The 12,502-nt window shown below is 32.4% G+C and carries 9 protein-coding genes; 6 read left to right on the top strand and 3 right to left on the bottom strand.

Annotated elements, in window-relative coordinates; all coding sequences use genetic code 11:
- Positions 1–34 precede the first annotated feature (34 nt).
- Together ACFSJT_RS01500 and ACFSJT_RS01495 are read left to right on the top strand one after the other, a co-directional pair.
- Entirely contained in the window at positions 35–1,123 is a 1,089-nt protein-coding gene (locus tag ACFSJT_RS01500) for a GNAT family N-acetyltransferase (protein WP_378318415.1), read from the top strand.
- On the top strand, positions 1,120–2,268 hold the full coding sequence (locus ACFSJT_RS01495; RefSeq protein ID WP_378318414.1) for a GNAT family N-acetyltransferase: 1,149 nt from the start codon (positions 1,120–1,122) through the stop codon (positions 2,266–2,268). The genes ACFSJT_RS01500 and ACFSJT_RS01495 overlap by 4 nt, the downstream gene beginning before the upstream one ends.
- A 22-nt stretch (positions 2,269–2,290) precedes the next feature.
- Here the strand turns inward: ACFSJT_RS01495 and ACFSJT_RS01490 are convergent, their stop codons facing one another.
- Both ACFSJT_RS01490 and ACFSJT_RS01485 read right to left on the bottom strand, forming a co-directional pair.
- On the bottom strand, positions 2,291–3,268 hold the full coding sequence (locus ACFSJT_RS01490; protein WP_378318413.1) for a hypothetical protein: 978 nt from the start codon (positions 3,266–3,268) through the stop codon (positions 2,291–2,293).
- 38 nt (positions 3,269–3,306) lie between these two features.
- On the bottom strand, positions 3,307–4,350 hold the full coding sequence (locus ACFSJT_RS01485) for an MBOAT family O-acyltransferase (protein ID WP_378318412.1): 1,044 nt from the start codon (positions 4,348–4,350) through the stop codon (positions 3,307–3,309).
- 1,093 nt (positions 4,351–5,443) lie between these two features.
- On the opposite strand from ACFSJT_RS01485, the gene ACFSJT_RS01480 reads away from it, so the two are divergent.
- The 4 genes from ACFSJT_RS01480 (at position 5,444) to ACFSJT_RS01465 (ending at position 11,735) form a co-directional block, all read left to right on the top strand.
- A complete protein-coding gene (locus ACFSJT_RS01480) occupies positions 5,444–6,577 on the top strand; it encodes a DegT/DnrJ/EryC1/StrS family aminotransferase (RefSeq protein ID WP_378318411.1) in 1,134 nt (377 codons plus the stop codon).
- Entirely contained in the window at positions 6,574–8,502 is a 1,929-nt protein-coding gene (locus ACFSJT_RS01475) for a polysaccharide biosynthesis protein (RefSeq protein WP_378318410.1), read from the top strand. Before ACFSJT_RS01480 ends, ACFSJT_RS01475 begins: the two co-directional genes overlap by 4 nt.
- 87 nt (positions 8,503–8,589) lie before the next feature.
- The gene (locus tag ACFSJT_RS01470) at positions 8,590–9,375 is read left to right on the top strand and encodes a polysaccharide biosynthesis/export family protein (RefSeq protein ID WP_378318409.1); all 786 of its coding nucleotides are present in this window, start codon (positions 8,590–8,592) and stop codon (positions 9,373–9,375) included.
- 8 nt (positions 9,376–9,383) lie between these two features.
- Positions 9,384–11,735 (top strand): GumC family protein, encoded by a 2,352-nt coding sequence (locus tag ACFSJT_RS01465; RefSeq protein ID WP_378318408.1) that lies wholly within the window; start codon positions 9,384–9,386, stop codon positions 11,733–11,735.
- Here ACFSJT_RS01465 and ACFSJT_RS01460 read toward each other — a convergent pair.
- Positions 11,732–12,472: a tyrosine-protein phosphatase gene (locus ACFSJT_RS01460; RefSeq protein WP_378318407.1), complete on the bottom strand. Its 741-nt coding sequence runs from the start codon at positions 12,470–12,472 to the stop codon at positions 11,732–11,734. The genes ACFSJT_RS01465 and ACFSJT_RS01460 overlap by 4 nt on opposite strands.
- Positions 12,473–12,502: the final 30 nt, after the last annotated feature.

The raw sequence follows: 12,502 nt of genomic DNA, 5'->3' as shown, positions 1-12,502 counted from the left end.
TTAAGAACCTTTGTCTAACAAACCTTTCTAACAATTGAAGCAAAACTATAGACTACTTATTAAAAACCTTGATGATAGTTCGGATGTATTGGAATACAAAGCACTTCTTCAAAAGGAATGGGATAATAATGTTTACTATTCTATAGAACATTTAAAATATTTTGAAAAGGATTCTGATAGGTTGAGATGTTTTATACTTGAGAAAGATGAAACTCCTATTATTCTGATGCCTTTTATTCTAAGACAAATAGAAATTAAAGGTAAAGAAACCTCTTATTTTGATGTTATCAGTCCCTATGGATATAATGGACCTCTATTTAATGATGATATTTCTAAAGATGATATTATTCAATTTTGGGAACAGGCAGATCATTGGTATCGAGAAAACAATGTTATAAGCGAATTTGTGCGTTTTAGCTTAAATGATAACCACTTGGGGTACTCTGGGGATTTAATTCAGACATTATCTAATGTGAAAGGGAATCTTTTGGATAATTTTGAAGATCAATGGACTTCATTTGTCTCGAAGGTTAGAAATAATTTTAGAAGAGCAGTTAATTATAATTTGGAATTTAAAATATTTCACAAAACTTCAATTACTAAAGAAGTTATAGAGATTTTTAATGATATTTATGTAGAGACTATGAAGCGTAATAAAGCTGATAGTATATACTTTTTCTCTTTTGAATACTTTGAGAGCCTAATACTTTCAAATATTAATAATTTTTCAATCGCTATAGCATATTTTGAGAAGATCCCAATTTCTGTAGAACTCATTATTAATTATAAAGATACTGTTTTTGCATTTTTAGGAGGTACAAATGCAGAGTATTTCAGTCATAGACCCAATGATTTTTTAAGAGTTAAAATTATTGAATGGGCTATTAAAAATGGCAAGAAATACTACGTGTTAGGAGGTGGTATGAAAGATGGAGATGGCTTGTATAAGAGTAAGAAATCCTTCTTCCCAAAAGACAATGATTTGATTTTTTATACGGGTAGGAAAATAGTCAATGAAAAAATCTATAACGAACTTTGCTTATCGGTTAATAGCGATTACATCAATACCGATAAAAAGAACCTGAAAAATTATTTTTTTCCATTTTATAGAATGAGTAGATGAGAAGAGAGAACATCGATTACTTTTTTGAATTGTTTGAAAGAGGGATAATACCCAAGATATTTTTGAAAGTTAATACAGTAAATGATAGCGCTTCGATAATCAATCCTGATTATGATAAAAAAGAGGCTGAAAATTTAAGTAAAATCTATTCCGTTTTTTTTATTCCAGACTATCTGAAGCCATCTATCAATAAAGATGTTTTTTCTGTAAAAAAGGTGAGCCAGTTTTTTAAAGGATATGCTATTTTTCTCAATGGCTTTTCTAGTGCCGATGCCTATATAAAAAATCGTTTCAGAGGCAATGCCAAAGGTATACGAAGAAGAATTAAAAGATTGGAGTCCTGTTTTAGGATATCATACAAAACATTTTATGGAGACATAGAAAAGGAAGAGTATGATTTTTTGATGGATTGCTTACGTAAAATGCTTATTAGAAGATTTGAACAACGTAACGATGTTAGTCAAAGTCTTACACAATGGGATCGCTATCAGAAAATGTATTTTTCTTTAATAAATAAAAAAAAAGCATCACTCTTCGTAGTTTTAGAAAATAATACTCCAATTGTTGTCTCGCTTAATCATCATTTTCATGGGAAATTATTTAGTGCGATATCTTCTTATGATATTGATTATGCTAAATTTAGCTTAGGCAGCGTAGAGATCTACAAGAAACTCGATTGGTGCATTTCCAATAATCACGATTCTTATGAGATGGGGATGGGAGATCTTAGTTATAAACGCGAGTGGTGTAATCATATCTATAATTTTGAGCATCAAATTGTCTATCCCAAAGGGTCTGTTGCTGCATCTTTAAGTGCTGTTATTGAATATTTTAAAATAAGTATTAAAGAATTTGTTTTCAAAATTGCTTATGTGCGGTATAAAAAATTCAAGGCAAGCCGAAAAATCAATACTAATTTTGAAATACCTTTAAAAAGTTTTCCAATAGAAGAGCTTCAAAATGATTTAGATTATGCTACAGTTGATTATAATAGTGATGAATATCTCTTTTTAAGAAAAGCTACATTTGATTTTCTGTATTTGGCTATAGAGCATGTTTCTAATGTTAGAGTATTAGAAGTTTCAAAAGATAAAAAATCGTATTTGATTACTGGAAAATCTAAAATGCAGAAAATCAATTTTTAATGTGAGTTTTAGGTATTGATCTTTATGGTTTTGGGATTTGAAATTCTTTTTTGCTTAAGTACTCTGTAATTGCTCTGGCAATTAATTCTCTTCCATAATTATTCCAATGTCTGTCATAAATTAGGGTAGTGGGACGATTAGTCGCTTCAAAGGTATCAGCGAAATCTATATAATTAAAATTATTTTTTTCTAAGTATGAAAGAAAAACAGGACTGGTAATTCTAGAATCCAGCAGTAGCGTATATCGTTCTTTATCATAGCCGTATGTAGAGATTAAGCTTTCAAAATTTGTTAAATATTGCTTCTCTTTTTCTTTCTTGATTCTTGAGATTTCCTCGTCACTTTTAGTTGTAAACTTTTGTTTCGATTTAAAAAGGGAGATGAAACGATAGATCAGTTCCTGAGGTGGATCTAAAATCCCAATACTTTTACAGTAGACCAATAACCTACTTTTTTTTAATAATCTATTTTTTGGGGATTCTAGTGCTAATCTACTGTAAACCACATTATATGCTCCACGATCAAGATCGTTGGAGAACTTTATGCCTAATACTATGTGATCAATAAGTTGGAATTGCTCTTTGTATGAATGTACCAAATGCAACTGATCTGCAAAATCATAACCCGCATAGCCATATTCGTAAACTTCAATATTTGGGAGTTTATTTTCAATCTTTTTTCCAATAGAATTGTAGTAATCCTGATGAAATCCTTCGATAAAGGAATCGCCCACCAAAGCAACTTCTATTTTGTTTTTTGTAGGGTTAAATTCTCGATAAGAATTGTATCCAGAGTTATTAATATTATATTCAGAAAAGTTTTGCCTACGATTGCCCGTAACAGAAAAACCGTTTTGATTTGGAACCCATTTTTCAACTTCATGCTCATCAACGAACCGAGCAGGAGTGTCTTTACCTAAATGAAAAATACGGACCAATACTTCTAATAGAATTAGTATTAGAAAAAAGTATAAAGCACTTTTGAGGATTAATTTTTTCATTTTTACGTGATGCGGTTACTCAAATTTTTCTATGTATTTTAAAATTGAAAATAGATAAACGACCGGTCGATATTGTCATCAAAGAAAAGGAGCATCCCTAAAATTACTAAAGTATACATTACAAATCGTACAACTTTTGACTTAAATTTAAAAGGTGAGCGTTCATCTCTCCTTATTATGAATTCATAAACGACAAAAAGTGCCAATAAAATAAAATAATCGATCATTCTATAGCCCAATGGATGCTGATAGGTGTCATATGTGAAATTTGTAAAGATCTGTTGCAAAAATCCAAAAGCATCAGTAATCGATTCTGATCTAAAAAACACCCTTGAGAATGTGACTAAGGCGAAGGTAAGTAAGATTTGTGAGATTTCAGTTATAGTAGGAAACCATCGATTTTCTGCCACGACATTATTCATATAAATTCGATTTCTTCCCATTAAAAAAACGGGTATGTAAAAAGCTGCATGAACGCCTCCCCATACAATAAAGGTCCAATTTGCACCATGCCAAAAACCACTTACCAAGAAGATAATGATAATATTTCTAACCGATTTGAGTTTACTTACCCTGCTACCGCCTAAGGGTATATATACATAATGTCGAAACCAGGTTGATAAAGAAACGTGCCATCGCTGCCAATATTCGGCAACGTTTCTTGAAAAAATAGGGAATTTGAAATTAGACATTAACTCAATCCCGAATAATTTGGCAGTACCAATAGCGATATCAGAATATCCGCTAAAATCTCCATACACCTGGAAACTAAAAAGAGACACGCCAAGTACTAATGTTGAAGCAGGATATTGAGTATAATTAGCAAAAATATCATCAACAATTGGTGCAATAGAATCAGCGATTACAACTTTCTTGAACAAACCCCAAAGGATAAGTTTTAGTCCTTCACTACTTTGATTATAATTAAAAATTCTTTTTGTAGTGATTTGGGATAAAAGGTTAGATGCTCGTTCAATAGGACCTGCTACCAGTTGAGGGAAAAAGCTTACAAAGGTCGCAAAAGCTATAAAATCTTTCGTTGGCGTTAGTCTTTTATAATAAATGTCAAGTGAATATGACATAGTTTGAAACGTATAAAAAGAGATTCCGACAGGTAAAATAATCTGTAGAGTCCAGGTACTTTTTAAGTCATATCCGAGAATTGAAATAAAATCTACCCACGAACCGATGAAGAAATTATAATATTTAAAGAAACCTAAAAGTCCAACATTGAAGATAACACTCACCCATAACCATGCTTTTCTTGTTTTATCAGAAGTGCTATGGTGAATAGTTTGGCCCACGAAAAAATCGACAATTGTACTAGCGAGTATAAGGAACAAAAACCTCCAATCCCACATGCCGTAAAAAAGATAGCTCGCTACTAGAATAAAAGAGTTTTGGATCTTAATATTTTTGTAGAAAATAAACCAATAGATAATAAAAACAACCGGTAGAAATATGAAAAAATCTAATGAATTAAATAACATTCAGAGTCAATTGGTTTATAAAATACTGGGGAAAATGTTGCTCGTGAGTCAAGAAAATCGACTCAATACATTTGTAAAGCTATAAATTTTATGTATTTAATTAGATAAATCAAAATTTATTTGGATAATTTTTATTCGCCAAAAGAAATCAATAGGAGCATGTGAGAAAGTGCTTTTTAAACTAGGGGAAAATACCCCTTAAAATATTAGTGATTAAACTCTCATATTTGGTAGAATTATAGGTTATCATTGTAATGACTAAAGAAAGCACATAATTTCAATGAATGTTTAATTTCGTCTTTGTAGTAGTATTATTTGATGTTTTTAGGCAGATTTTAAGATAAAATGGAAAGATTTGATAAGTAGTACTAGTAAAATTTATCTGGTATTATCATACTTTTCTTACGGCAATCACGTATTGTAAGTAATTATGAGGGAAGTACATAGCCATTAAACGGAGTTTTTAAGTATTCTGTCTAAAAAATAAAATTTTAAATTGATAATTGATTTAACTGAACTATTTTAGCATTGGAAAATAAGTATTAGAATAAATTCAATATTAGGAAGTTTCTACCCCCCTTCTTCCAGCGTTTTTTTTAGATTGTCATGAAAAAGAATTTGGTTAATAATCCTAAATAGGATTTGTAATCAGTAGAAAATTATTGTTCATTTTTAATGGGAGAATATGAATATAATTGATTCAAAAAGGATATGGCTTTCTTCGCCGCATATGGGTGGAACAGAGCAAGATTTCGTAAAAGAAGCCTTTGAAACAAATTGGGTAGCACCCCTGGGGCCAAATGTAGATGGATTTGAAAAGGATATCGAATCCTATTTGAATACTGATATACATGCAGCAGCATTAAGTTCGGGAACAGCAGCATTACATTTGGGGTTAAGACTTTTAGGAGTTACTACCGGTGATGAAGTATTATGTCAAAGTATGACATTTGCGGCTTCAGCAAATCCAATCGTATACTTAGGTGCTAAACCAGTATTTGTAGATAGCGAGAGTTATACCTGGAATATCTGCCCAGAACAACTCGAAATAGCAATAAAGGATAGAATTTCTAAAGGTATAAAGCCGAAAGCTATAGTGGCAGTACATTTATATGGAATGCCATACAATGTAGAGGCTATTCACAACGTTGCATCAGAATATAAAATTCCAGTATTAGAAGATAGTGCAGAAGCTTTAGGTAGCTCGTATCATGGTGTTCAGTGTGGTACTTTTGGGGACATCGCAATTCTTTCATTTAATGGTAATAAAATAATTACCACTTCTGGTGGTGGAGCTTTAATCTCTAAAAATGTAAAACATAAAGAAAGAGCCATTTTTCTTGCTACACAGGCTAGAGATAATGCTCCTCATTATGAACATTCAGAAGTAGGATACAATTATAGAATGAGTAACATTACTGCAGGTATTGGAAGAGGCCAAATGCAAGTTCTGGATAGTCATGTAGCAAATCGCAGAAGAAATTTTGATTTTTATAAAAAGCATCTTGAAAATTATTCAGAAATAAGGTTTTTAGAAGAACCAGAAGGATATAGTTCTAATAGATGGCTTACTTGTATAGAAACAACTTCATACCAACTAAGGGAAGGATTACGACTTTCACTAGCTGAAGAAAACATAGAATCGAGACCGTTATGGAAACCCATGCATCAACAACCCGTATTTGCAGATTGTGATGCATACCTCAATGGATTTTCTGATGATCTATTTGATCGAGGCCTTTGCTTACCTAGCGGGTCTAATCTTGAAGAAGATGATTTATATAGAATTGTATCAGTAATTAAAAATGTATTGAGATGATCAAAAGTTACCTAATTAATAATTCGCATAAGCACGCTTCAAAATGGCTGGTATTGATTATAGATGTATCAATAACAATTTTTAATTTCTTTTTGGCGTACGTTATAAGATTTGGGATTACATTAGATTTTGATATTTCTAACATGCTATATCAACTACCAATTGTAGCTGGTTTGGCAACATTGAGTTTTCTAGTAATAGGGTCCTACAAGGGTGTGGTTAGACATACGGGAATGAGAGATGCCTATAACCTATTCCTTGCAGTTACTGTTTTGATAGCTCTTACCGGAGGGTTGATGCTATCCAGTAGAGCATTTTTGATGCCAGAATTGTTAAATATTCCAGTATCCATAATTTGTATACATTACATGTTGAATATTATTACACTTACTACTAGTCGTTTAATTTTCAAATATTGTTATTATTATATTAAATCAAAAATAGGAGAGACTTCAAGAATTTTAATTTATGGAGCCGGGGATTCTGGTCTAATTACTCTTGCAGCGGTTACTAACGATTCGAATAGCTCATTATCCGTTGTTGGTTTTATCGATGATAATCCCCAGAAAAAGGGAAAGACCATCAACGGTATTAAGGTGTATGCTTCTGATTCTTTGACCCAGAGTTTTATTACTAAAAATAATATTAAAGAAATTGTAGTATCAATTCCTCATATAAATAAAAAACGTTTATCAGAGATTTCAGACAATTTATTAAAACTAAGAGTAAAGGTAAAAATTATACCTACGGTAAATGACTGGATTGACGGTAAATTAGAGATTTCTCAGATAAAAGAAATTCAAATTGAAGATCTTTTAGATAGAGCTCCAATTAATATGGATAATCAAAATATTACAAAAGAACTTCATAACAAGATAATTTTGATTACGGGTGCAGCTGGATCCATCGGCAGCGAGATCGTTAGACAGGCTTCTTACTACAATTATAAAAATCTAATTTTGGTGGATCAAGCCGAATCGGCCTTATATGATTTGCAACAAGAATTACTGAGTAAAGGTGTAACCAATTTTGTTCCGATCGTAGCAGATATAAGAGATCACCAAAGGATAGAGACCATATTTGAAAAATATAGACCAAATATGGTTTTTCATGCCGCAGCATATAAACATGTACCATTAATGGAGTCTAATCCGTGTGAAGCCATAAAAATAAATGTTTTGGGAACTAGAAAACTGGCAGATTTGTCATCAGAGTTTGGAGTTGATAAATTTGTTTTCGTATCTACAGACAAAGCCGTAAACCCTACCAATGTAATGGGAGCGACCAAAAGAGTGGCAGAGATGTATATAAAATGCCTCCATAATACAAGTAAGACCAAATTTATTACGACTAGATTTGGTAATGTTTTAGGATCTAATGGTTCTGTAATACCATTGTTCAAAAAACAAATACAAAAAGGAGGGCCACTAACCGTAACTCATAAGGACGTAACTCGTTTCTTTATGACCATACCAGAAGCATCGCAACTTGTTATAGAAGCAGGTACTATGGGTGATGGAGGAGAGATATTTATTTTCGATATGGGAGAATCTGTAAAAATATTTGATCTTGCGAAGAAGATGATAAGACTTTCGGGGCTTAATTATCCTGATGATATTGATATTAAGATCACAGGGCTTAGACCTGGAGAAAAGTTATATGAAGAACTGCTTGCTGACACCGAAAACACAATGCCTACCTATCATAAGAAAATTATGATCAGTAAGTTTGATGATAGTAATTGTCCCAATGTGAAGGATAAAATAAATGATCTTTGTATCATGAATTTATTGAATCAAGACCATCAAATAGTTGGAAAACTTAAGGAAATTGTACCGGAATATATTTCTAATAATTCTACCTTTGAAAGTATTGATAAAATCAACAAAGAAACAACCCAAAAAAAACCAAAAGTTTTGGTTTGACATGTGCAATAAAATAACATTGCCAAACTAAATAAAATTTTATTTTTGTAACTCAATTCAATGAGTTATTTGTAAAGTACTATAAATATGCAAGGTAGATTTCTCCTTTTATTACTATTGACTCTTTTAATTTTTTCGTGTAAAACTCCTACGGATGTCGTATATTTTCAAAATGCTTCCGATCTAGAGAAAATAACTTCGACTAACTCTTTCACGCCTACTTTGAAGGTCGATGATGTTGTAAGTATATTGGTTTCTGCATCTGATATGGACGCAGCTAGACCTTTTAATCTACAAGGCGCATCCATAAGTATGGGTGAAAATGGGGGAGAAGGCGCTCCTAATGCAGGAAGGGTAGCAGAGCCTACTTACCTAATCGATGAAGAAGGAAATATCGAATTCCCGGTATTGGGTAAACTAAAATTAGCAGGGCTCACACGTATTCAGGTGAAAGAGATGATCAAGGAAAAATTGAAGATCTATATCAACGATCCTATAGTTAGTGTACGACTGAAAAATTTTAAGATTACCGTAATTGGAGAGGTCAATAGCCCGGGTTCTTATGTCATACCTAATGAAAGAGTAACAGTAATTGAAGCACTTGGTTTAGCTGGTGATTTAGCTATAAGGGGAAAAAGAAAAAATGTTATGGTGATAAGAGAGAATGAAGGTGTGAATACATATCATCGCTTAGATCTTACTTCGAAGTCTATTTTCGACTCACCGGTTTATTATTTGGCGCAAAATGATGTGCTTTATGTAGAACCTAATCCATCTAGGATTAGAGAATCGAGAACCAGCAATAATTTGTTAGGAATTGTCTTAAGTGTAATAGGCGTAGGTGTATCTGTAGCAGCGCTACTCATAAGATAGTTAAAAATATGACTTCTAATAATAACGCCACGGGCAATAGTAGTAGAGCAATTAAATCTTCAAGTTTTAGTTTTAATCTACGAGAAGCACTTATTCGATATCTGAAAAAGTGGTATTGGTTTGTGTTAAGTGTGATCTTGTTTTTGGCTTTGGCATACCTAAAAATACGATATACTATTCCGCAATATAATGTGTCCTCGACCATCATGATTTCTCAGGATGAGAATATTAGTGAGTCAGAACTTGCTGCATTTAAGGATTTAGGGTTACTAGATAATTCGCAAAACCAAATTGAAAATGAAATACAAATATTAAAGTCGAGAACATTAATTACTAATGTTGTAAAGAATTTAAAACTTAATGTTAGGTATTTTTCAGAAGGAAGAATCCTAGAGACTGAGAATTATCCGAAATCGTTGGTTGAGATTAATTTTTTATCTGATGATTCTATTGTACATACAAAATCTGCAACTTTTCATGTTAAAATTAATTCAAACACGTCTTTTTCTTTATTAAATAAAAAGGGTGAAAAGTTAAGTGATCATTCTTTTGGTAATACTGTTAGTAGTAGTGCTGGTGACTTTGTAATTACTCCGAATTCTGAAAATTTAAAAGATAATTCAAGTGCTATAATAAAAATTCAAATTACTCCTGTTAAGTTTGTTGCAGAGGGATATAGAAATAGATTGGCAATATATCCAATAGGCGGGTCATCATTGGTAGGGATATCTTTAAACGATCAAGTACCAGAGAAAGCAAAAGATATTGTAAATAATCTCGTTGATGAATATAATAAATCTACGATCGAAAACAAGAAGCAAATGTCTGCCAGAACTGCCGAATTCATTAATGAGCGTTTGGATCTTATATCCGGCGATTTATCTGAAGTCGATGATGAGGCTGCAGGCTACAAGTCAAAATTTGGGTTAACCAATGATGTAGGAGCCCAAACACAAAGGGTTGCAGATATAGACTCAAGAAATGTTCAGGAGATTGCTCAACTTAGTACACAGCTGAGTCTTATCGAGTCAATGCGAAGATTTGTTTTGAGCCAGGAAGGAAGATATGATTTAATCCCAGCAAATCTTGGATTTGACGATCAAACCATAGCGAATACTGTATCTAGATATAATGGATTGATTCTTCAAAGAAAACGGTTGCTAAAAACTTCAAGTGAGCAAAATCCGGTTGTGGTAAATATTGATCAACAGATTGATGGTTTAAGACAAGTGTTAATAGGCAGCTTAAATAGTTTAAGAAGTTCAATTAACATTAGACTGAAAAGTCTTAGAACACAGGATCAATATTTTAGCGGTAAGTTGTACAATGCACCAATACGACAAAAAGATTTGAGAGTTATTGAGCGTGAACAAACAATTAAAGAAGAATTATATCTTTATTTACTTCAAAAAAGGGAAGAAGCCGAAATAACAAGTCACATTACTTTATCTAACGCAAGAGTAATCGATCGTGCTTCTACGATAAATTCTTATCCTGTTTCTCCAAATAAAAAAGTTATTTATGCCGGGTCATTGTTTGCAGGGTTGATTATTCCTTTTTTAATTATTTATTTATCAGATTTATTGAATGTTAAAATAACTTCAAGAGAAGATTTAGAGAAAGCACTCACTATGCCTATAATTGGTTCGATCCCAAAAGTAAAATCTAAAAATAAAGTTGTTATTTCAAAGCACGATCGGTCTGGTGTTGCAGAAGCATTTAGAATTTTACGTACCAACCTAGATTTCCTAATGGCGGGTACTAGTAAAGATACCGGAAGAGTGATTTTCGTAACTTCAACTATCTCAGGCGAGGGGAAAACGATGATTTCTTCAAATCTAGCCAGAACACTTTCAATAACAGGTAAAAAAGTTGCCTATTTGGGTACAGATTTAAGAGATCCTAAATTTCATCAATTTCTAGACCTTCCTGAGGGTAAGGATACTAAAGGACTCACTAACTTCATAATGAATAGTGAATTACATCCTAAGGATGTTATTTATAGGGAAAAGAACGAAAGTTCTTTTGACTTTATACCGTCTGGTGCTATACCCCCAAATCCCGCAGAACTATTAATGCATGAAAGGGTAACAACAATGTTTGAGTATCTTAAAGAACAATACGATTATATTATAGTAGATACTTCTCCCGTTAGTTTGGTGGCAGATACTTTATTAATTGGTCATTTCGCCGACTTATGTATTTATATCGTAAGAGAGAACTATTCTGATAAAAGAATTTTGCAAATGCCACAGAGTTTCTATACCGAGAAACGGTTGCCAAATATTGCTGTACTTCTTAATGCAGCAGGAAGTCAGTCAGGGTATAATTATGGATATGGATATGGTAGCAAGGACTAAGAAAAGATTGAATTGTTTTTCATTAGGTTCGTTACTTTTTCTGCGATATTAGGGAGGAAACCTTTTTCCAGTACTTCTAAGTGGTGATAGTTATGAATGTCTGTGCCAGTAAAATCGATGTAGTTTTGATCCACTAATTTTTTTGCTACTGCTTTTACTTTATCTCCATAATGTCCCGATAATGATAATATATTGAGTTGAAATAAGAAACCCGATTGTTTCAATTCGTCAAATTTCTTTAGATCATTTTGATAATAAAAAGAATATCTTTCTGGGTGGGCAAGAATGGGAGTATATCCTGCAACTTTAATTTCAAAAAGGATTTCACTTAAGTTGATAGGAGGGCTAAAGGTTGACATTTCTACCAGGATATAATTTTCATGTAAAGGCAAAATATCATCTTTTTTTATGCGCTCATAGAATAGGTCATCCATCATATATTCTGCACTAGCGTGTACATCAATTTTTGATATTCCTAATACAGGGAGTACCGTTTGTAGTTTTTTAAGATTGCCGGTAATCAAATCAGAGGAGTTAGGCCAGATTTGTTGCATGACATGAGGAGTCGTAATTACTTTTTTAATACCCCACTTTTCAAATTGTTCTAAAATATATGCCGATTGATATATTGTTTTCACTCCATCATCAATTCCTGGAAGAAGATGTGAATGAATATCTACATAATCATAGGGGATAATTTTTGAAAAAGGAACTTTTTTTTTAGATAAAAATGACAATGTACTTGTTGTTTGGGGTGAATTTTAAGT

The organism is Aquimarina celericrescens, from assembly GCF_042682765.1.
Classification (GTDB): domain Bacteria; phylum Bacteroidota; class Bacteroidia; order Flavobacteriales; family Flavobacteriaceae; genus Aquimarina; species Aquimarina celericrescens.
The sequence above is the reverse complement of the archived record's forward strand: the minus strand, read 5'-3'. Positions and strand labels throughout refer to the sequence as shown.